The following is a 22,308-nucleotide window of genomic DNA, read 5'->3' as shown; positions in this document are numbered from 1 at the left end:
GACGAGAGAGATGGCGTTATTGAATGTAGACAAACTTTCGGTGCACTTCGGTGACGAAGGCACCCCGTTCCGCGCGGTAGACCGCATCAGTTACAGCGTGGAGCAAGGCCAGGTGGTCGGCATCGTCGGCGAATCCGGCTCCGGCAAATCCGTCAGCTCGCTGGCGATCATGGGGCTGATCGATTTCCCCGGTAAGGTGATGGCCGACAAACTGGAGTTCAACGGCCGGGATCTGCTCAAGATCTCCGAGAAGGAGCGTCGCCAGCTGGTGGGCGCCGAAGTGGCGATGATCTTCCAGGATCCGATGACCAGCCTGAACCCGTGCTATACCGTCGGCTACCAGATCATGGAAGCGTTGAAGGTGCATCAGGGCGGCAACCGCCGCACCCGCCGCCAGCGCACCATCGATCTGTTGACGCAGGTGGGCATCCCCGATCCGGCCTCGCGGCTGGACGTGTATCCGCATCAGCTTTCCGGCGGCATGAGCCAGCGCGTGATGATCGCCATGGCGATTGCCTGCCGGCCGAAGCTACTTATCGCCGATGAGCCGACTACCGCGCTCGACGTGACCATCCAGGCGCAGATCATAGAACTGTTGCTGGACCTGCAGCAGCGCGAAAACATGGCGCTGGTGCTGATCACCCACGATCTGGCGCTGGTGGCGGAAGCCGCGCATCACATCATCGTGATGTACGCCGGCCAGGTGGTGGAATCCGGCAAGGCGGCGGAGATTTTCCGCGCCCCGCGCCACCCTTACACCCAGGCGCTGCTGCGCGCGCTGCCGGAGTTCGCCGCCGACAAGGCGCGGCTGGCTTCGCTGCCGGGCGTGGTGCCGGGCAAATACGATCGCCCGACTGGCTGTCTGCTCAACCCGCGTTGCCCGTATGCCAACGAGCGCTGCCGTATCGAGGAGCCGGAATTGCGCAGCATTCCCGGGCGTCAGGTTAAATGTCACACACCGCTGGATGATGCGGGGAGGCCGACCGTATGAGCCAGAATCAACCTTTACTGCAGGCGATTGACCTGAAGAAGTATTACCCGGTGAAAAAGGGCCTGTTCGCGCCGGAGCGGCTGGTCAAGGCGCTGGACGGCGTTTCCTTTACCCTGGAGCGGGGCAAAACGCTGGCGGTGGTCGGCGAGTCGGGCTGCGGCAAATCGACGCTCGGTCGCCTGCTGACGATGATCGAAGTGCCGACCAGCGGTGAGCTGTACTACCAGGGGCAGGATCTGCTGAAACCGGATGCGTCCGCCGAGAAGCTGCGGCGCCAGAAGATCCAAATCGTGTTCCAGAATCCTTACGGATCGCTCAATCCGCGCAAGAAGGTCGGGCAGATCCTCGAGGAGCCGTTGTTGATCAATACCTCGCTCAGCGCCGCAGAACGGCGGGAAAAAGCGCTGGAGATGATGGCGAAGGTCGGCCTGAAGACCGAGCACTACGACCGCTACCCGCATATGTTCTCCGGCGGCCAGCGCCAGCGTATCGCCATCGCCCGCGGGCTGATGCTGAACCCGGACGTGGTGATTGCCGATGAACCGGTGTCGGCGCTGGACGTGTCGGTGCGCGCTCAGGTACTGAACCTGATGATGGATCTGCAGCAGGAGCTGGGGCTGTCCTACGTGTTTATCTCGCACGATCTGTCGGTGGTGGAGCATATCGCCGATGAGGTGATGGTGATGTACCTCGGCCGCTGCGTGGAGAAGGGCAGCAAAGAGGCGATCTTCAACAATCCGCGCCATCCGTACACCCAGGCGTTGCTGTCGGCGACGCCGCGGCTGAACCCGGATATGCGTCGCGAGCGCATCAAGCTGACCGGTGAGCTGCCCAGCCCGATGAACCCGCCGCCGGGCTGCGCGTTCAATGCCCGCTGCCGCCGTGCCTTTGGTACCTGCGTGCAGCTGCCGCCGCAGCTGAAACAGTATGGTGCGCAGATGGTGGCCTGCTTCGCGGTCGATCAGGACGAACATCCGGGGACGTGAACCGTCGATTGCTCCGCTTAAACTCACGCCGGCATAACGCCGGCGTTTTTTATTTTTCGATCAACGAGTTAATTATTGGCAAACCGTTATAACCGCGATTTTTATTTGATATTCCAAGAATGCCTGAAATATGGTTATTTTTTTAAGAATCTTCGTATGTGATTAATAAGCGAATAATAGGTGTTAACACCTTGCCGTAAATAGCATTTTTACGGTCGACGAGCGTCATCATTTTTCTATGATGAAGCACAAAAAAAAGCACGCCGTCGGCGTGCTTTTGGGCGATGGAGCCGCGTTTATTGTGGATAAGGCACCCAGTCGCCGCCGTTTAACCGAATGTAGGGTTTGCCCTGATACTGCATCACAATGGCGTTGTCGTTTTCGGAGATGACCGGAGTCTGCGGCAGCCCCTGCGTCAGCGCCTGCCAGTTAACGCTGGCCTCGCTGAAGACCTTGCCGTCCACCAGGCGCGACACCAGCTCCGACAACGCCAGATAGCTGCTCGGCGTTTTGATTTGCTGCGGGCTGCCCTGGTGCGGCGTCTTCATGCCCACCAGTTTGATGCCGACCGGCGTATGGGTGATGCTCGGGCTGGGGATATCGCGCAGGCCGGACATTTGCATCTTGTCGCCCACCAGCGCCGCACCGTGTTCCGGTACGATCACCACCACCACTTTGCGGCCGGATTTCTCCAGCTGGTCGAGGAAGGCGTTCAATTGATCGAACAGCTTCTGCGCGCGCGGCTGGTAGTCGGCGCTCTTGTTGGCGCCGACGAAACGGTTGCCGTCGTGCAGCGGGATGACGTTGAAGAAAGTGGCGGTGCGGCCGTTGCCGGCTTTTTGCTGCTGATCCAGCCAGCGGGTCAGCAATTCGAGATCGTTATAAATCGGTTCACCGTCAAACGACGTCAGCTCGTTGCTGATGCCGGCCTGCGATATCAGCGGTGCCTGCATGTCGCCCTGTTCGCGCAGCTCTTTCAGGTAGTTACCGAACACCCCGGAGTGGTCGAGCATCAGCTGTTCCTTGAAGCCAAGCTTCGCCAGGTTGTCGAACAGATAACACTGCTGGTTCACCGGCTGATACAGATCGTGATGCGAAAGCTGGCCGCAGCTGGCGCGCAGCAGTCGTATGGAGGCTGGGCCGCTGTAGGCGGTGGCCGAGTTGAAGCTGTCGAACATGATATCCATCTTCGACCACAGCGGGTGATTTTGCAGGTTGACCGCGTCCATATCGGCCCAGGCCAGCGAACAGATGTTGATCACCAGCAGATCGAACGGCTGGGCGTCGGCGGGCAAGGAGGCCGGGAACGCGGTGGCGCGGCCTTTTTCCCGATCGTAGAACTGATTCAGATAGGCCGTCAGGTTGGCACTGGTCGGCGGCAGGTTGTCTGCCGGCGCACTATCTCCCGCCGCCGGCGCGGTTGCGGACGTCGAGTTGGCGCCGCCGGCGGAAGCTGTGGACGTGGCCGGCAGCAACGAAACCGCCGGTCCGGCGAGGTTGACGATATTGAGCCACGCCAGCACCGCCACGGTAAACACCGTGATGCGCACCCACTGTGCGACGAACAGGTAGGCGATGAGCAGCACGAAGGCGGCGCCGATCATCTGCCAGTTGATAAAGCGATTAATCAGCTCCAGCAGATACTGGGCGCTGAAGCCGGCCAGCTGCGAGCCTTGGCTGAGAATGCTGTTGATGCCCGGCAGCCAGGTATCGTGGTAAAACAGCGCGATACCGATCGGGATGGCGAGGTAATGACGCCAGCGGTGCAGGCGCTGCGAGGGGATAGGCATCAGCAGAAACGCCATGAACACCAGGTTCGGCAGCGCATGGAAGTTCAGGTAGCCGAACCACAGCAGGGCAAACTTGGCCAGAAAATAGAGATTCCAGGCGCCCAGCCCGCGCCAGTAGCGCCACAGAGCGTTATCGGATTGCGTATTCGAGTTTGGATTCATGGCTGCTTCTTACGTTTAATCTGAGATGAGGAGCCTGTGCGCACCCACAAACCGGCGGATTTCAAATAGCGCGGCGATAACAACAGGTTTTGCCAGTATTGACGCAAATGCGGAAACCGCCGGTGAAAGGCGTAACCCAGCGGAATGAAGATCAGCGCGCACAGCAGGATCAGTTGCACGATGTCGTTAAGGTTCAGCATGCTTTGCCTCCTGCGGGCCTAGAGACAGCGTGAAAGCGACCGGTTGGCGACGTTCCACGGGCTCAGCGGCCACCTCAACGCTGGGGCGCGGCGCGATGCCGGTGGCGCCGGTGGCCGAAAGTTGCCAACGCCCCTGGGCCATGCGTTTGATTTCAGAGGTGATATCGACATCCTGGTGCCACACCACCCGGTTACTGAAGGCTTCATCCACCGGCAGACGGAAGATGAACTTCAGTGCGGTATCCAGATCGTTGATGCGGCAGGTGGAGAGGAACAGCACCAATCGGCCCTGCGCCACGGTCATCACGTCGCCGAAACGCCGCAGATGGCACAAGGTTATCGCTTGTTCGGCGCGCAGGCCGGTGGCTGGGCGCAGCGCCACCATCACGCCCTTGCCGTCTTCGGGCAGCAGCGTGTTGCCCATCAGCGAAAGCACTGCCTGGCTGAACGCTTCCGGCCGCATATAGCCTTTCAGCTGCAGCGGACGCAGACCGGCCAGCAATGCATCAATGTCGGCGGGCACATGGCGTGAGAAGCGCTGCCCTTGGATGCCTTCCAGCATGGTCAGAAAACGCGACAGCGGCGCAACGTGCGGCACGATCAGGTTGGCGCCGCAGGCCAGCAGCAGCCGCTCGTCGCTGTAGCGCAAACTGGCGCTCATCTCGCGCACCGCGATTTTCAGGCCGTTGCCGCGGCTGCGGCGCAGGGTGTGGATCTGGTGCGCCAAATGGTCGATTTGATCGCTTTGGTACAACGCGAAAATCAGCGTCGACGAGAGCCTCAGCATGCCGTGCTGCGCCAGTTCGTCGTTGCTCTCCAGCAGCTGCCAGTTGGCGGACAGCGGCGGCGCGCCTTCCAGAATACTGCGCTCGGCCAGATACTGGCCTTCGTCGCTGCGCAAGGCGGTAGGCGAGGGCTGGTTGTTTTCGTCCTCGCCCTGCCAGCCGCCTTCCGCGGCGTACAGCGTCAGCAGCTGATTGGCGTTGATGCCGTTTTCGGTGCTCCACCAGTTCACCAGGTACTGCGCGCTGTCCTGCTGCCACTGCAGGCTGGACAGGCCGTTCAGGATGCGGTGCTGCGCACTGAGCTGCCCCTTGAGCTTGTTGATGCCGCCGCCGTGGCTGAGGATCAACAGCGTACACCCCTGCTGCCGCAACCAGGCGGAGAGGGCAAGTGTCCACGCGCGCAGCTCTTCAGTGGTGAAGGTTTGCCACAGGCTGGCGTGCGCCAGCAGGATTAACAAACGATTTTGCGGCCGCAAGGCGCGCATCAGATCATCGCTGAAATGCGTCAGCGCGGCTTTTTTCTCCGGTAATTGATACAGCGGCAGCTTCTGCAAGGCGGGCGACGCCAGCTCGGCCAGCAGGCGCTCGGGTTTGTCACCGCTGCAGATCAGGGCGACTTTGTGGGTGGCCGGCTGGGCGGCGATGGTTTGTCGACACAGCAGCGCGGCGTCGCTTTGCCGGTCGATATTGATCCAATAAAGCCCGGGAGCCTGCATCACCGCCAGTTCTTCCCAAATCTGCCGAATGCCTAGAGAAAAAGAGTGCGCCATAGGATGTGTTCTACTTTCGTTGAAAGCCGACTAAAGGCGTTTATATTTAAAGATAGCCATTTTTACTCTGGCAATAACAAATCTCCGAAGTTCTTCGACAATATTTGTTGAGAATCATCTTATTGCCTCTCTCTTTTTGTATCGTTGCTATAGTTAATTAACATAGCCTATTTTTGCCAAGGCGGAAGAATGAATAACTCACCCACCCATTTTCGTGCAGCGGCACCTGGGGAGAGCCAGGATGACCTGCAGGCGCTCAGCCAGGCTTTTTCATTGCCAAAATTAAGCTATGTCGATGTTTCACGGCAGGAGCGGCTAGCGCAAATGATGACGCGTTGGCCGCTGCTGGCCGAATTGGCGCAGACCACGGGGAGCCACTGATCTATGCCGGTGATCGCGCTGCAAGGGTTGCGGGGTGGAATGGGGACGACATCGGTCACGGCGGCGCTCGCCTGGGCGTTGCAGCAGCTGGGCGAGTCGGTGTTGGCGATCGATTTCACGCCGGACAATTTGCTGCGCCTGCATTTCAATACGCCGTTCGAGCTGGCGCGCGGCTGGGCCCGCGCGGAGCGGGACGGCGGCGGCTGGCAGGAAGGCGCGCTGCGTTACTGTGAAAACCTCGATTTTCTGCCGTTTGGCCGCCTGAATGCGGCGGAACAGCTGGAAATGCAACGCCAGTGTCGGGACCATCCCGAACGCTGGCGCGAAAATATGCGCCAACTGATCGCCGGCGAGCCGCAGCGCTGGATCCTGCTGGATGTCCCGGTCGGTGATGGCGTGCTGGCGCAGCAGGCGTTGCAGCTTGCCGACAGCGTGTTCATGCTGCTGAACCCCGACGCCAACTGCCAGGTACGGCTTCATCAGCAGACGCTGCCGAACGGCTGCCGTTTCCTGGTTAACCACTACGCCTCCGCCAGCCAGCTGCAGCAGGATCTGCATCAGCTGTGGCTGCAAACCCTGAGCGGCCTGCTGCCGGTGGTGATCCACCGCGATGAAGCGTTGGCGGAAGCGCTGGCGGTTAAACAGCCGCTGGGCGAGTACCGCCCCGAAAGCCTGGCGGCGGATGAAGTGCTGACGCTGGCCAACTGGTGCCTGATCAACCTCAAACGGGACGTTGCGCCATGAGCCGGGTGCTGAGCCTGCTGCTGGTGCCGCCGGTGCGTCAGGCGGTGCAGGCGCGTTACCGCGGCTATCGCCGCAACGGCGCGTCGGCGGCGGCCGCCTTTTTCGCCACGCTGCTGGTGGCGCTGGGGTGGCTGCTGCTGCGCTTCGAGTCGCCGGCCTGGCGGCGCGTGCGCGCCGGCCGCGCTTATTGGTTCCCGCACCTCTCCGCTGAACGCCCGCGCCCGGCGGATGCGTTGCGTTATCTACTGCAGGGGCTGTGGCTGCTGCTGTTCCGCAGTGGCCGGGCGCCGGTGCAGCGCGACTATTTCGCCGGTTGGCGCCGCTTGCAGCAGCGCTACGCCGACGGGCTGCAGAGCCTGCCGCAACGGTTGAAAGACGCCGGCGTGGAACAGCGCTCGGTGGAACGCCTTGGCCGCATGAGCCGCGGCATGCGGCGCGTGCTGTTTATTCTGGTCAGCGTGCTGGCGGCGGGCCTCGCCATGCTGTGCATCTCGCAACCGTTCGATCTGCCGGCGCAGTTCGTGTTCGTCCTGCTGTTGTGGGGGATCGCGATGGTGGTGCGCCGGGTGCCGGGGCGTTTGCCGGGCCTGATGCTGATCGTGCTGTCGCTGACCGTGTCCTGCCGCTACCTGTGGTGGCGCTATACCGCCACGCTGAACTGGGACGACCCGCTTAGCCTGGTGTGCGGTCTGTTGTTGCTGGTGGCGGAAACCTACGCCTGGGTGGTGCTGGTGCTGGGCTATTTCCAAACCATCTGGCCGCTTAACCGCCAGCCGGTGCCGCTGCCTGAAGGCAGCGCGACCTGGCCGACCATCGATCTGATGGTGCCGACCTACAATGAAGATCTCGGGGTGGTGAAGCCGACCATCTATGCGGCGCTGGGCATCGACTGGCCGAAGGAGAAGGTGAACATCTATATTCTCGACGACGGCAACCGCCCAGAACTCCGGGCGTTCGCCGCCGAAGTGGGGGTGAAATACATCGCCAGGCCGACCCACGAACACGCCAAGGCCGGCAACATCAACAATGCGCTGAAGCAGGCCACCGGCGAGTTCGTGGCGATTTTCGACTGCGACCACGTGCCGACGCGTTCCTTCCTGCAGCTGACCATGGGCTGGTTCTTCAAAGACAAAAAGCTGGCGATGCTGCAGACCCCGCACCACTTCTTCTCGCCGGATCCGTTCGAGCGCAACCTTGGCCGCTTCCGCCAGACGCCCAACGAGGGCACCTTGTTCTACGGTCTGGTGCAGGACGGCAACGACATGTGGGACGCCACCTTCTTCTGCGGCTCTTGCGCCATTCTGCGCCGCAGCGCGTTGGACGAGATCGGCGGCATCGCGGTGGAAACCGTTACCGAAGACGCCCATACCTCGCTGCGCTTGCACCGGCGCGGGCACACCTCGGCCTACATTCGCATTCCGCAGGCCGCCGGGCTGGCGACCGAGAGCCTGTCGGCGCACATTGGCCAGCGCATTCGCTGGGCGCGCGGCATGGTGCAGATCTTCCGGCTGGACAACCCGCTGCTGGGCAAGGGGCTGAAACTGGCACAGCGTCTGTGCTACGCCAACGCCATGCTGCACTTCCTGTCGGGCATTCCGCGGCTGATCTTCCTTACCGCGCCGCTGGCGTTCTTGTTGCTGCACGCCTACATCATCTTCGCGCCGGCGCTGGCGATCGCGCTTTATGTGCTGCCGCACATGATCCACGCCAGCCTGACCAACTCGCGCATCCAGGGGAAATACCGCCATTCGTTCTGGAGCGAAATCTATGAAACGGTGCTGGCCTGGTATATCGCGCGGCCGACGACGGTGGCGCTGTTCAATCCGCACAAGGGCAAATTCAACGTCACCGCCAAGGGCGGGTTGGTGGAAGAGGAACACGTCGATTGGGTGATCACTCGGCCTTACATGTTCCTGGTGATCCTGAACCTGGCCGGGCTGGCGTTCGGCGTCTGGCGGCTGGCCTATGGCCCGACGAACGAGGTGATGACGGTGATCATCAGCCTGGTATGGGTGCTGTACAACATGACCATTCTCGGCGGCGCGGTGGCGGTGGCGGTGGAGGCCAAGCAGGTGCGCCAAGCGCACCGTGTGGAAATCGCCATGCCGGCGGCGATCGCGCGCGCCGACGGCCACCTGTACCCCTGCACGCTGCGCGATTACTCCGATGGCGGCGTGGGCATCGAAATGCGGGTGGAGAATGCGTTGAAAGACGGCGACAAAGTCTCGCTGCTGCTCAAGCGCGGCCAGCAGGAGTACAGCTTCCCCTGTGTGGTGACGCGCGCCTTCGGCAGCAAGGTGGGGGTACGCCTGGTCGAACTCTCCACACGTGAACACATCGATTTCATTCAGTGCACCTTCGCCCGCGCCGATACCTGGGCGCTGTGGCAGGACGGGTTCCCTGAAGACCGACCGATCGAAAGCCTGCGCGACGTTCTGGCGCTGGGTTTCCGGGGGTATGTGCGCATGGCGGACTACGCGCCGCCGCTGGTGCGTGGTCTGCTGGTCGGGGTCACTTCGCTGACTGCCTGGGTAGTGTCGTTTATTCCGCGCGGCGTCGGCAGGGATCCGTCCTTGGGTCAACAAGAAACAGTGGGTTAGCTGCGAGTTCAACCGCCCGCTCACTCGCCCGGTGAACAGGCTCCAACATTGATGATGATACGATGACGAGAAAAATAACCTGGTTAACTGCTCTGGCCTTAGGCATCAGCACTTTGTCGCAGGCCGAAACCGCTACCGCGCCGACCGTGACGGCACAACCGCCGATCGCCGTGCCGACCGATGCGACGACCACGCCGCTGCCGCTGGCCGCCGTGCCGCAGGATCCGAATGCGCCGGTGCGCGACGTGTCGCTGCCGTTTGCGCAGATTGCGCCGCCGCCGGGGGCGTTTATTCTGCGCGGCACCCGGCCGGACGGGCAGATCGAATTCGGCGTACGCAGCGATGAGGTGGTGTCGCAGGCGATGCTCGATATGGAGTTTACGCCATCGCCGGCGCTGATCCCGGTGGAATCGCACGTCAAGGTCTACCTGAACGACGAGCTGATGGGCGTGACCACTATCGCCAAGGAGCAGCTGGGCAAACCCAATCGCATCCAGATGGCGATCGATCCGCGCTATATCTCCGATTTTAACCGTGTCAGGCTGGTGTTTGTCGGCCATTATCAGAACATCTGCGAAAACCCGGCCAGCACTTCGCTGTGGCTCGACGTCAGCAAGTCCAGCGCGCTGCAGCTGCGCTTCCAGACGCTGCCGCTGAAAAACGAACTGTCGCACTTCCCTGAGCCGTTCTTCGACGGCCGCGATAATCGGCCTTTGACGCTGCCGATGGTGTTCGCCGGCCAGCCGGATCTCACCCAGCAGCGCGCGGCAGGCATTCTGGCCTCGTGGTTCGGCAGCAAGGCGCAGTGGCGCGGGCAATCCTTCCCGGCGCTGTACAACGCGCTGCCGACGCAGCACGCGGTGGTCTTCGCCACCAATCAGCAGCGCCCGGATTTCCTGCGCGATTATCCGGCGGTCAACGGCCCGACGGTGGAGATGATCAGCCACCCGGACAATCCGTACGTCAAGCTGTTGCTGATCCAGGGGCGTGACGACAACGATTTGGTCACCGCGGTAAAAGGCATCGCGCAGGGCAACATCCTGTTCCGCGGCCAGAACGTGACGGTGGACAAAGTGGAACAGCTGGCGCCGCGCCAGCCTTACGACGCGCCGAACTGGGTGCGCACCGATCGGCCGATGACCTTCGCCGAGCTGCAGCAGTACGCCGAACAGCTGCAGACCAGCGGCATCGAACCCGGCCCGATTTCGCTGACCATGAACCTGCCGCCGGACCTGTTCCTGATCCGCAGTACCGGCATCGACATGCACTTGAAATACCGTTACACCGCGCCGCGCATTCAGGACGGTTCGCGGCTGAGCGTCAGCCTGAACAATCAGTTCGTCCAGGCTTACTCGCTGGTGCCGGAACATGAGCAGGGTACTCAGCTGTTGCGCCTGCCGCTGACGCAGGGGCTGCTCGACTCCGACAAGAGCGTCACTATCCCGGCGCTGCGGCTGGGGGCCACTAACCAGCTGCGCTTTGACTTCGACTACACCACGCTGCTGGCCAGCGGCGCGGAAGGGCGCTGCGAGACTTACTCCTTTACCCAAAACCACGCGGTGATCGACGGTGCTTCCACCATCGATTTCTCCGGCTACCGCCACTTTATGGCGATGCCGGATTTGCGCGCCTTCGCCAACGCCGGTTTCCCGTTCAGCCGCCTGGCAGATCTGTCGCAAACGCTGGTGTTGGTGAACCAGAAACCGCAGCCGCCGCAGGTCAGCGCGCTGCTGAACGCGCTGGGCGTGATTGGCGCGCAAACCGGCTATCCGGCGCTGGCCTTCACGCTGAGCGACGACTGGTCGCAGGCTAAGGATCGCGACGACGATATCCTGATGGTCGGCACCATTCCGCCGGAGTTGCGTGACGATAAGAAAGTCAGCCTGTTGGTCGATGCGACGCAAAGCTGGGTGAAACAGCCGACGCGCCAGCCGCCGATGCCCAGCGCGGAGGTGCTGGCGGAAGATACCAAGCCGGACAGCAAAACCACCGTCCGCGCCGAGGGCGCGATGTCGGCGATCATCGGCGTACAGTCGCCGTTCAACGACCAGCGCAGCATTGTGGCGCTGCTGGCGGACAGCCCGCGCGGCTATGAGCTGTTGAACGATGCCCTGCTGGACAGCGGCAAGCGCGCCGCGGTGTTCGGCTCGGTAGCGGTGATCCGCGAATCGGGGGTCAACAGCCTGCGCGTCGGCGATGTTTACTATGTCGGCCACCTGCCGTGGTGGGAGCGGCTGTGGTATGCCCTCTCCACCCATCCGGTGCTGCTGGCGGTGATCGCGGTGGTGCTGGTGGTGATCCTGGGGCTGATGTTGTGGCGCGGCCTGAAGGCCATCAGCCGGCGCCGTCTGGCGCCTGAAGATCGGGATTGACGGCGGTGAGTGCGATGCTGCAACGCCTGTCGCTCGGCATGCTGCTGCTGTGCGCTTTCAGCGCGGCGGCGGCCTGCGAGTGGCCGGGCTGGCAACAGTACAAACAGTTCTATATCAGTCCACAGGGGCGGGTGATCGATCCGAGCAGCCCGAACAAAATCACCACCTCGGAGGGGCAGAGTTACGGCCTGTTCTTCGCCCTGGTGGCCAACGATCGGCCAACTTTCGACCTGCTGCTGGCATGGACGGAGAACAACCTGGCGGCGGGCGATCTCAGCGCCCGTTTGCCCGCCTGGCTGTGGGGCGAGAGCGACGACAAACGGTGGAAGGTGCTGGACGCCAACTCGGCGTCGGACGCCGACCTGTGGATCGCTTACAACCTGCTTGAAGCCGGCCGTCTGTGGAAAATCCGGCGTTATCAAACCCTGGGGACGCTGTTGCTGCAACGCATCGGTCGCGAAGAAGTGGCCGATATTCCCGGCCTGGGCCTGATGCTGCTGCCGGGCAAGGTCGGGTTCGTGGCGGAAGATCGCTGGCGGCTGAATCCCAGCTACCTGCCGCCGCAGCTGTTGGCGCGTTTTTCGGCGCTGAACGGTCCGTGGCGTGCGATGCGTCAGGTCAATCAGCGGCTATGGCTGGACACCGCGCCGCACGGTTTCTCGCCGGACTGGGTGGTGTGGCGGGTCGGCGCCGGCTGGCAGCCGGACACCGTCAAGCCGAACGTTGGCAGCTACGACGCCATTCGGGTCTACCTGTGGGCCGGTATGCTGGCGGACGACGATGAGCACAAGGCTGCGCTGCTCGAACGCTTCCAGCCAATGGCGCAGCTCACCGCCAAACAGGGCGTGCCGCCGGAGAAAACCGATACCGCCAATGGCAAAACTACCGGCGATGGCCCGGTCGGTTTTTCCGCCTCGTTGCTGCCGATGCTGGCGGCGCAGGCCGAGGCGCTGGCGGTGCAGCGGCAACGCATCAGCGATCACCCGCCGGGTGACGACGCCTATTTCAGTGCCTCGCTGACGCTGTTCGGTCAGGGGTGGGATCAACATCGTTATCGCTTTAATCGTCAGGGTGAATTGCAACCCTCGTGGGACGGCCAATGCACAACTTCAAAATAAACTGGCTGAATTTGATTCCGCTGAGTCTGGCGATGCTGCCGCAGGCGCGCGCCGCGGAAGCCGTGGCCCCGGAGCAGTGGCTGCTGGAGCAGGTACGCATTGGCGAGGCCGGCAATAAGGACGATCTGGTGCGCCAATCGCTGTACCGGCTCGAGCTGATGGATCCGAACAACCCGGACGTGATCGCCGCGCGCATGCGGTTGGCGCTGCGGCAGGGCAACATGGCGCTGGCGCAGCAGCAGTTGGACAAGCTGAAAACCCTTGCGCCGCAGTCCGGCGCCTATCGCCAGGCGCAGATGAACATGCTGCTGACCCAACCGGAAACTCGGGAAAAGCTGCAGCAGGCGCGCCTGATGGCGACCGCCGGCCGGTTGCCGGAGGCCAAGGCGCAGTACGATGCGTTGTTCCACGGTGAACCGCCGACGCTCGATCTGGCGGTGGAGTATTGGCGGCTGGTGGCGCGCTTGCCGGGGCAGGAAGCGAAGGCGTTGGTACAGCTGCAGGCGCTGGACCAGCAATATCCCGGCAACGGGGCGCTGCGCATGTCGCTGGCGCGCATGTTGTTCAGCCAAAATCAGGACGCGCAGGCCTATGATCTGCTGCAGAAGGTTGCCGCCGATCCGGCCGGGCGTGGCGATGCCGCCGAGCTGTGGCTGGGCAAGGTGAAAGCGATGCCGGTCAGCGCGCAGAGCGTGGCGGCGCTTAACCGTTTTCTCGGTGTGTTCGACACCGGCGATCAGGTGACCAGCGCCCGTGAAGAACTGGCCAGACAGCAGAAACTGCTAGCCGATCCGGCCTATCAGGCGCGGATGCGCGGACTGGCGGAGGTGGATAAAGGCGGCAGCCGAGCGGCCATTCCTGAGTTGCAAAAGGCGCTGGCGGCGGCACCGAACGACGCCGACGTGCTGGGCGCGCTCGGCCAGGCTTATTCACGCGCCGGCGACCGGGCGCAGGCGTTGATGCTGTTCCGCAAGGCGCTGGCGGCCGATAAAAACGGCTACGACAGCGGTAAGTGGCAAAGCCTGATCAAGAGCACCGGCTACTGGCTGGCGATCGACGAGGGCGACAAGGCGCTGAAGGCCGGCAATTTGCCGCTGGCCCGGCAGAAATATCAGCAGGCGCGCCAGCTCGACGACAGCGACGGTGACGCATTTATCGGCCTGGGCGATGTGGCGGTGGCGAGCAAGGATGACGCTGCGGCGGAAGGGTTTTATCAACAGGCGTTGCGGCGCGATCCCGGCAACGGTAGCGCGTTGCGCGGTCTGGTGAATATCTACCAGCGGCAGTCGCCGGAAAAAGCGCTGGCCTACCTCAACGGGCTGCCGCGCAGCCAGCAGGCCAAGCTGCGCAGCACCCTCGACGGGCTGCGGATCGACATGCTGAAACAGCAGGCGGAGGCGCTGGCGGCGCAGCAGCAGTGGCGGCAGGCGGCAGAAGTCTATCGCCGTGCCCGGCAGATGGATCCCGACGATGTCTGGCTGACTTATCGCTACGCGCAGGCGCTGCGTCAGGCCGGGCAGCCGCAGCAGGCGGACGCCTTATTCCGGCAGTTGGCGCAGCGCCAGCAGGCCAATCCGCAATTGGCCTATGCTTATGCGCTCTATCTTTCCGGCAGCGATCGCGACGATCAGGCGCTGGCGCAGCTCAATACGCTGCCCGCTGCGCAGTGGAACGACAACATGCGCGAACTGGCGCAGCGGCTGAAAATGCAGGCGGTGATCGATCATGCCGAACGGCTGCGGGCGGCCGGTGACGAACCGGCGGCGGAGGCCTACTTGCGCAAGCAGCCGGCGGACACACGTATCGATCTGCTGCTGGCCGACTGGGCGCTGGCGCGCGGGGAGTATGCGGCGGCGCTGGACGATTATCAGCGGGTGAAGCGGCGTGAACCGAACAACCCGGACGCGCAGCTGGGCGAAATCGAAGCCTATGTCGCGCAGGGGGATCTGGACGCGGCTCGCCAGCGGCTGAAGACCGAACCGCAGCCGCAAGACGCGTCACTCAACAGTCAGCGCAGGGTCGCCAACGCCTGGGGTGCGGTCGGCGATCCGCAGCAGGCCGAGGCTATTTTCGGCCGGCTGAAAACGGCGGCGGCATCGGAGCCTGTCGGGCAGACCAAGGCGCTGATCTACCGCGACGCCGCCCGTCTGGAACGGGCGCAGCGGCAGCCGGAGCAGGCGCAGCAGGATTACCGGCAGGCGATGGTGGCCGGCGGCATTACGCCGACGCTGCCGCAGGATAATGACAGTTACACCTATCTAACGCGCAATAACCCGGGCGACGACTGGTTGAAACGCGGCATCCGTTCCGACGCCGCGGATCTGTACCGGCAGCAAGACGTGAACGTCACGCTCGATCACGATTACTGGCGCTCGAGCGGCACCGGCGGCATTTCCGACTTTAACGCGCACGACACTATGCTGCAGGTGGACATGCCGCTGTATGACGGGCGCGCGTTCTTGCGCACCGACACCGTTCAACTGGACGCCGGCCGCTTCTCGACCGACGGCAGCGGTAACTATTACGAGACCTTCGGCACCTGCCACACGCAAGGATGCCGCGGTGACGAACACCAGAAAACCACCGGCACCAGCGTGGCGATCGGCTGGAAAAACGATCGCTGGGCCGCCGATGTCGGCACCACACCGATGGGCTTTGCGGTGGTCGACTGGGCCGGCGGCCTAGCCTACAGCGGCGACTGGAATCATATCGGCTGGACGTTGGCGGCCTCGCGGCGGCCGATCTCCAGTTCGCTGTTGGCGTTCGGCGGCGCCAAAGACCCGAATACCGGCATTACCTGGGGCGGCGTGCGCGCCACCGGCGTCAGCCTGAGCGCCAGCTACGATCGTGGAGAGGCGAACGGCGTCTGGGCCGATCTCAGTGCGCATCAGATCACCGGCAAGAATGTGGCGGACAACCAGCGGCAGCGGTTGATGGCCGGCTATTACTACAAACTGATCAACGAAGACGACCGTCGCCTGAGCGTTGGGCTCAATACCATGCTGTGGCACTACCAGAAAGATTTGAGTGGCTATTCGCTGGGGCAGGGTGGCTATTACAGCCCGCAGCAATACCTGTCGCTGGCGCTGCCGGTCAACTATCGCCAGCGCACCGAAAACTGGTCGTGGGAGCTGGGCGGCTCGGTGTCGCTGTCCCATTCGAAAACCAACAGCCAGCACCGTTATCCGCTGCCGGGGCTGATCCCGGATTCGCTGCCCGACAAGTTCGCCGTCGAGGACGGCAGCGCCTCCAGCGGCTATGGCTACACCCTGCGGGCGATTGTCGAACGCCGTCTCAGTTCACACTGGACGCTCGGCGCTGGCATCGATATTCAGCAGGCGAAGGACTATACGCCGAGCCATGCGTTGATTTATCTGCGTTATTCCCTGGCCGGCTGGCAGGGGGATCTCGATTTGCCTCCTCAGCCGTTGACGCCTTACGCCGACTTCAAGTAACCGGAAGGGGAAAGATTCGGAGTGTCGGACGCAGGGGAGTTTTGTTACCCTGTGTCCGGGTGGCGTTTGTCCGCTTTAGGAAAAGACTGAAACCCGCGATTTTCTTGGTTTTGCCTGCGGCATGGCCAGATAAAAACACCCGATAATCGAGTATACTCAGCCCGGTTCGAGGGGGCGGGTGAGAATCGGCCCCCTTTTTGTTTCAGCCCGATTTCACGGAGAGCAAGTTTGCGGGTCAGGCGTTCGTTAACGATTAAGCAGATGGCGACGGTGTCCGGCGTGGCGCTGGTCACGATCTGCATCTTTATCGTGATCCAGTTATTCCACTTTGTGCAGCAGCGCAGGGATGACTACGCCCAGCAGTTGGAGAATATCGCCCACTCTGTGCGCCAGCCGCTGGCGGATGCGGTGTTGCGCATGGATGTGCCGGAAGCCAAAAAGGTGCTGAACACGCTGTTGCCGGTCGGCATCCTGAGCCGGGCGGATATCGTATTGCCGAACGAGTTTCAGGCGCTGCACGCCAATTTCCCGCCGGAACGTCCGGTGCCGACGCTGATCGCCCGGTTGTTCGAACTGCCGATCCAAATCTCCGTGCCGCTCTATTCGCTGGAGCGGGTGCCGGCCAATCAGCAGCCGCTGGCCTATCTGGTGCTGCAGGCCGATTCGTTCCGCATGTACCAGTTTATCCTCAGTATTTTGTCGACCATGCTGTCGACCTATCTGCTGTTGGCGCTGATTCTGTCGGTGGCCATCACCTGGTGCATGAACCGGCTGATGGTGCATCCGCTGCGCGCGATGGCCAAAGAGCTGGAAAACATTTCACAGGACGAAGCGCCCTATCACCAGCTGATGCTGCCGGCGCTGCACCAGGACGACGAGCTCGGTTTGCTGGTGCGTAACTACAACCGCAATCAACAGACGCTGGCCAAGGCGCATGCCGACATGAGCCGCCTCAGCACCCGCCACCCGGTGACCGAACTGCCGAATCAGGCGTTGCTGAACGCGTTGCTGGAGCAGCATATCGCCTCCAGCCTGCGTCCCGAACGTTTTAACCTGTTGGTGATCGGCATCGAAACGCTGCATGAAGCGTCGGGCGTGATGAGCCCGGCGATGCGCGAAGCGTTGCTGCTGGCGTTGGCGAAGAAGCTGCGCGGCTGCATCGACGAAAACGGCGTGCTGGCGCAGCTGAGCAATACCGAATTTGCCATTCTGGCCAAAGGCATCGAGCGGCCGTTCCACGCCATGCAGCTGGCGCGGCGCATTATGGCGGAGATCAACGCGCCGTTGACGCTGGAAGGTTTGGCGTTGCGGCCCAACGCGAGCATCGGCATCGCGCATTATCTCAATCAGGGGGAGAGCGCGGAACAGCTACTGCGCAGCGCCACTTCGGCGATGATGTCCGCACACCGCGAAGGCAAAAATCAGATCCTGTTCTTCGAACCCAGCCTGACGGAACGCACGCAGAAGCGGCTGACGCAGGAGAGCGAGATCCTGCACGGTATCGAGCAGCGGCATTTCACGTTGTTCCTGCAGCCGCAGGTCGACATGCAGTCCAACGAGGTGATCGGTGCCGAGGCGCTGCTGCGTTGGCAGCAGTATGACGGCAGCTACACTCTGCCGGCCGACGTTATCCCGCTGGCGGAAGAACTGGGCGTGATCGTGCCGCTCGGCAATTGGGTGCTGGAAGAGGCTTGCCGCATTCTGGCGGACTGGCAGCAGCGCGGCATTGCGCTGCCGTTGGCGGTCAACGTTTCCGGCATTCAGATGCAGCATGAGGCGTTCGTCCCGCATTTGAAAAGCCTGCTGGCGCAGTATCGGATCGATCCGCGCAAGCTGCTGCTGGAGATCACCGAGACGGTGCGCATCGACGATCTGGACCGCGCGCTGGCGTTGCTGCGCGAGCTGCACGATCTGGGGTTGTCGATCGCGTTGGACGACTTCGGCATGGGCTACTCCAGCCTGGAGTATCTGAACCGCTTGAAATCCCTGCCGATCGATTTGATTAAAATCGACCGCAGCTTCATCCAGGGCCTGCCGGCCGACGATGCGATGGTGCGCATCGTGAGTTCAATTTCCGAAGTGCTGGCCTTGCCGGTGATGGCCGAAGGCGTGGAAAACGCCGAACAGCGCGCCTGGTTGCTGCGGCACGGCATCCGCAGCGGGCAAGGGTTCTTGTTCGCCCGGCCGCTGCCGCGCGAAGCGTTCGAAGCCGAGTTTTGCCGCGCGGCGCAGTGAGCGCCGCGTTACCTTTCCGGTACTTTTACGCGTCCGAAAATCGCCATTCCCCTTCTACCTCTTTTGCGTTAGTGCAAACAAAGGCTTACGCAATTTTCAGCTTTGCACCCGGACTGACGCGTTTCAGCTCTTAAATTCACATCAACCCCGAGGGGCGGGTGCAACAAATTATTTCCATGTTGTTAAGTGGGTGTTATTTTCCGCGCAAGCAATGAACAGGCTGGATTTTTAGACTGCCGCCTGGTGCGTGTCTTCCCCCCATAGGATGTTCATATGAAACCAACTATTTTTAAGAGCCTCTATTTTCAGGTGCTGACGGCGATCACGCTGGGTATCCTGCTTGGCCACTTCTACCCTGACCTCGGTGCCCAGATGAAACCTCTGGGCGATGGCTTCGTCAAACTGATCAAGATGATAATCGCCCCGGTGATCTTCTGCACCGTGGTGACCGGCATTGCCGGCATGGAAAGCATGAAAGCGGTGGGGCGCACCGGCGCCATCGCGCTGCTTTATTTTGAGATCGTCAGCACCATCGCGCTGATTATCGGGCTGGTGATCGTCAACCTGGTGCAACCGGGCGCCGGCATGAACGTCGATCCCGGCACGCTGGACGCCAAAGCGGTTGCGGTCTACGCCGAGCAGGCGCAGCAGCAAGGCATCATCCCGTTCCTGCTGGACATCATCCCCGGCAGCGTGATCGGCGCGTTCGCCAGCGGCAATATCCTTCAGGTGTTGCTGTTCGCCGTGTTGTTCGGCTTCGCCCTGCATCGCTTGGGCGAGAAGGGGCAGCTGATTTTCAACGTGATCGACAGCTTCTCGCGGGTGATTTTCGGCATCATCAATATGATCATGCGCCTGGCGCCGCTGGGGGCCTTCGGCGCTATGGCGTTTACCATCGGCAAGTACGGCGTCGGCACCCTGGTGCAACTCGGCCAGCTGATCGTGTGCTTCTATATCACCTGTATCCTGTTCGTGGTGGTAGTACTGGGCGCTATCGCCCGCGCCAACGGCTTCAGCATCTTCAAATTCGTCAACTACATCAAAGAAGAGCTGCTGATCGTGCTGGGGACGTCGTCATCCGAATCCGCGCTGCCGCGCATGCTGGATAAAATGGAGAAGCTGGGCTGCAAGAAATCGGTGGTGGGCCTGGTGATCCCGACCGGGTACTCCTTCAACCTGGACGGCACCTCGATCTACCTGACCATGGCCGCAGTGTTTATTGCGCAGGCGACCAACACCCACATGGACATCATGCACCAGGTTACCCTGCTGGTGGTGCTGCTGCTTTCCTCCAAGGGCGCGGCGGGCGTGACCGGCAGCGGTTTCATCGTGCTGGCCGCCACCATCTCCGCCGTAGGTCACCTGCCGCTGGCCGGCCTGGCGCTGATCCTCGGCATCGACCGCTTTATGTCGGAAGCGCGCGCGCTGACCAACCTGGTGGGCAACGGGGTGGCGACCGTGGTGGTGGCGAAGTGGTGTAACCAGCTGGATGAGAAACAGCTGAAAGACACGCTGAACAACAAAAACGCCGGCGCTGACAAAACGCTGCCTTCCGCCTGATCCCGGCGGTGAATCACCGGCCGCCGCCGCGGCCGGTGAGGCTTTCCCCCTGCTTCGTAACGATTTCTTGCATTAAAAACCCCGCTATCCATTATTTTTCACTCTAATGAGTGACATCCGCAAAGGCGCGCGGTCTAACACGATGGTACACTTTCTGCTTTCCGCCCCACTGTGAAACTCAGGGCGTATTTTTATGATTCCATTGAATGGAATACCCGCATTTGCATAAAGAAATTGGATAGTCATTAAGTAGGGGTTCACATGCAGGGCACCAGAATTCATCTTATAGTTGGTGGGCTGCTATTGGCTGCAGCCAGTAGCAGCGTGCAGGCTGAAGCACTACAACCCGACCCTGCCTGGCAGCAGGGGACGTTGGCCAACGGGTTTTCATGGCAGATTCTCGATACGCCACAGCGGCCGAGCGACCGCGTGGAACTGCGGCTGATCGTCAATACCGGCTCTCTGGTGGAGTCTTCGCAGCAGACCGGCTTCGCCCATCTGCTGCCGCGGCTGTCGTTGATGCGCAGTGAGAGCTTCACCGCGCCACAGCTGCGCGCCCTGTGGCAGCAGAGCGTGGATAACGAGCGGCCGCTGCCGCCGGCTATCATCTCGTATGATTTCACCATGTATAACCTCAGCCTGCCGAACAACCGGCCCGATCTACTGAAGGAAGCGCTGAGCTGGCTGGCCGACACCACCGGCAAACTGGCGATCGACGAGCATACGGTGCACGCGGTGATGAATTCCAGCGTCAATCCGGTCGGCACTTTCCCGCCGAATACCAAAGACGCCTGGTGGCGTTACCGCCTGAAAGGCTCGACGTTGCTGGCGCACGATCCGGCGCAGCCGGCGAAACGGCCGGTCAATCTCGAGCAGTTGAAAAAATTCTATCAACAGTGGTACACCCCGGATGCCATGACGCTGATCGTGGTCGGCAAGGTCGACAGCCGCAGCCTGGGCGAGCAGATCAACAAGGCGTTCTCGCCGCTGCAGGGCAAACGTGAAACGCCGGCCCCGATGCCGACCCTGACGCCGTTGCCGCAGCAGCCAGTGAGCCTGATCAGCGAACAGGTGAAGCAGGATACGCTGTCGATCATGTGGGACGCGCCCTGGCACCCGATTCGCGATTCGCAGAGCCTGATCCGCTACTGGCGCGGCGATCTCGCCCGCGAGGCGCTGTTCTGGCACCTTCAGCAGACGCTGGAAAAGAGCGACCAAAAGAACCTGCATCTGGGCTTTGACTGCCGCGTGCAGTACCAGCGCGGGCAATGCGCCATCCATCTGGATACGCCGAACAACAATCTGAACGGCAGCCTGGGCTTTATCGCCCGCGAGCTGGCCAACGTGCGCGACAACGGCCTGTCGAAAGAGGAGTTCGATGCTCTGCTGGCGCAGAAAAGCGATCAGCTGAGCAAGTTGTTCGCCACCTACGCCCGCACCGATACCGATGTGTTGATGAGTCAACGCCTGCGTTCGCAGCAGAGCGGGGTGGTGGATATCGCGCCGGAGCTGTACCAGAAGCTGCGCCAGGAGTTCCTGTCCAGCCTGACGCTGGAAACGCTGAATCAGGCGTTGAAGCTGCAGCTTTCTCAGGAGGCGACGCTGGTGCTGTTGCAGCCGAAGGGCGAGCCGGAAATGAGCATGAAGCAGTTGCAGGATACCTATAACGGCATCATGATGCCGGCGCCGGCGGTGGTGACGGAAGAGGCCAAACCGGCCGACGCCGCGGCTGTTGCACCGGCGACGGACGCCGGCGCGCAGTAATTCGCAGCAGGGGGCTCAGGCCCCCTCAGTTGCGGTACAGCACCTTGATGATGTGGTAACCGAACTGGGTTTTGACCGGGCCGTAAGGTTTGAGCAGCGGAATGCTGAATACTGCCTTGTCGAACGCGGCCACCATCGCGCCTTTGTTGAATTCACCCAGCGAACCGCCGTTGCGCTTTGACGGGCAGCTCGAATATTTGCGTGCCAGCGTGTCGAAGCTGACGCCGCGCTTCAGCTTGGCCAGCAGCTCGTTGGCCAGCTTTTCATTGTCTACCAGAATGTGCAGGGCGCACGCCGTTTTTGCCATGGTATTGCCTTTGTCGATGCGAAAATTGCGCTGATTATACCCGCTAAATCTCATCGGCGCTTTCTGCTACAATTCCCTTCCACGTTTT

General features: G+C 61.9%; 15 protein-coding genes. 11 read left to right on the top strand and 4 right to left on the bottom strand.

The features are described 5' to 3' along the window. Positions 1-10: 10 nt before the first annotated feature. Together dppD and dppF are read left to right on the top strand one after the other, a co-directional pair. The gene (gene dppD, locus BHU62_RS18040) at positions 11-991 is read left to right on the top strand and encodes a dipeptide ABC transporter ATP-binding protein (protein WP_073533230.1); all 981 of its coding nucleotides are present in this window, start codon (positions 11-13) and stop codon (positions 989-991) included. Beyond that, positions 988-1,977, top strand: a complete 990-nt coding sequence (gene dppF / locus BHU62_RS18035; protein WP_073533229.1) for a dipeptide ABC transporter ATP-binding subunit DppF — start codon at positions 988-990, stop codon at positions 1,975-1,977. The genes dppD and dppF overlap by 4 nt, the downstream gene beginning before the upstream one ends. A 296-nt stretch (positions 1,978-2,273) precedes the next feature. On the opposite strand, the gene bcsG is transcribed toward dppF, so the two are convergent. From bcsG to bcsE, 3 genes are read right to left on the bottom strand one after another with little or no spacing between them, the layout of a single operon-like run. Further along, positions 2,274-3,929: a cellulose biosynthesis protein BcsG gene (bcsG, locus tag BHU62_RS18030; protein WP_073533228.1), complete on the bottom strand. Its 1,656-nt coding sequence runs from the start codon at positions 3,927-3,929 to the stop codon at positions 2,274-2,276. Further along, positions 3,926-4,129: a cellulose biosynthesis protein BcsF gene (gene bcsF / locus BHU62_RS18025; RefSeq protein ID WP_004934139.1), complete on the bottom strand. Its 204-nt coding sequence runs from the start codon at positions 4,127-4,129 to the stop codon at positions 3,926-3,928. The genes bcsG and bcsF overlap by 4 nt, the downstream gene beginning before the upstream one ends. Further along, complete coding sequence (gene bcsE / locus BHU62_RS18020; RefSeq protein WP_073533227.1) at positions 4,116-5,684, bottom strand: cellulose biosynthesis protein BcsE; 1,569 nt, start codon at positions 5,682-5,684, stop codon at positions 4,116-4,118. The genes bcsF and bcsE overlap by 14 nt, the downstream gene beginning before the upstream one ends. A 189-nt stretch (positions 5,685-5,873) precedes the next feature. Between bcsE and bcsR the strand changes: the two genes are divergently transcribed. From bcsR to BHU62_RS17975, 9 genes are all read left to right on the top strand, one after another. Further along, on the top strand, positions 5,874-6,065 hold the full coding sequence (gene bcsR, locus BHU62_RS18015; RefSeq protein ID WP_073533225.1) for a cellulose biosynthesis protein BcsR: 192 nt from the start codon (positions 5,874-5,876) through the stop codon (positions 6,063-6,065). Positions 6,066-6,068: 3 nt separating this feature from the next. Then, positions 6,069-6,809, top strand: coding sequence for a cellulose biosynthesis protein BcsQ (bcsQ, locus tag BHU62_RS18010; RefSeq protein ID WP_073533223.1), 741 nt, complete (start codon positions 6,069-6,071; stop codon positions 6,807-6,809). Further along, positions 6,806-9,409 (top strand): UDP-forming cellulose synthase catalytic subunit, encoded by a 2,604-nt coding sequence (gene bcsA / locus BHU62_RS18005; protein WP_073533222.1) that lies wholly within the window; start codon positions 6,806-6,808, stop codon positions 9,407-9,409. Before bcsQ ends, bcsA begins: the two co-directional genes overlap by 4 nt. A gap of 62 nt (positions 9,410-9,471) precedes the next feature. Continuing rightward, positions 9,472-11,781 carry a cellulose biosynthesis cyclic di-GMP-binding regulatory protein BcsB gene (gene bcsB / locus BHU62_RS18000; RefSeq protein ID WP_073533221.1) on the top strand — a complete coding sequence of 770 codons (2,310 nt, stop codon included), beginning with the start codon at positions 9,472-9,474 and terminating at the stop codon, positions 11,779-11,781. A 5-nt stretch (positions 11,782-11,786) separates the two neighbouring features. After that, entirely contained in the window at positions 11,787-12,899 is a 1,113-nt protein-coding gene (bcsZ, locus tag BHU62_RS17995) for a cellulose synthase complex periplasmic endoglucanase BcsZ (RefSeq protein ID WP_073533245.1), read from the top strand. Then, positions 12,881-16,354, top strand: coding sequence for a cellulose synthase complex outer membrane protein BcsC (bcsC, locus tag BHU62_RS17990; protein ID WP_073533220.1), 3,474 nt, complete (start codon positions 12,881-12,883; stop codon positions 16,352-16,354). The genes bcsZ and bcsC overlap by 19 nt, the downstream gene beginning before the upstream one ends. 228 nt (positions 16,355-16,582) lie before the next feature. Beyond that, positions 16,583-18,589, top strand: coding sequence for a biofilm formation regulator HmsP (gene hmsP, locus BHU62_RS17985; RefSeq protein WP_236720689.1), 2,007 nt, complete (start codon positions 16,583-16,585; stop codon positions 18,587-18,589). A 273-nt stretch (positions 18,590-18,862) separates the two neighbouring features. Then, entirely contained in the window at positions 18,863-20,149 is a 1,287-nt protein-coding gene (locus BHU62_RS17980; protein ID WP_073533218.1) for a dicarboxylate/amino acid:cation symporter, read from the top strand. A 261-nt stretch (positions 20,150-20,410) separates the two neighbouring features. Continuing rightward, entirely contained in the window at positions 20,411-21,913 is a 1,503-nt protein-coding gene (locus BHU62_RS17975; protein WP_073533217.1) for a M16 family metallopeptidase, read from the top strand. Between the two features lie 25 nt (positions 21,914-21,938). Here BHU62_RS17975 and ppiC read toward each other — a convergent pair whose 3' ends face one another. After that, complete coding sequence (gene ppiC, locus BHU62_RS17970; RefSeq protein WP_073533244.1) at positions 21,939-22,220, bottom strand: peptidylprolyl isomerase PpiC; 282 nt, start codon at positions 22,218-22,220, stop codon at positions 21,939-21,941. Between the last annotated feature and the right edge of the window lie 88 nt (positions 22,221-22,308).

This window comes from Serratia marcescens (assembly GCF_001902635.1).
Lineage (GTDB): Bacteria > Pseudomonadota > Gammaproteobacteria > Enterobacterales > Enterobacteriaceae > Serratia > Serratia marcescens_F.
The sequence above is the reverse complement of the archived record's forward strand: the minus strand, read 5'-3'. Positions and strand labels throughout refer to the sequence as shown.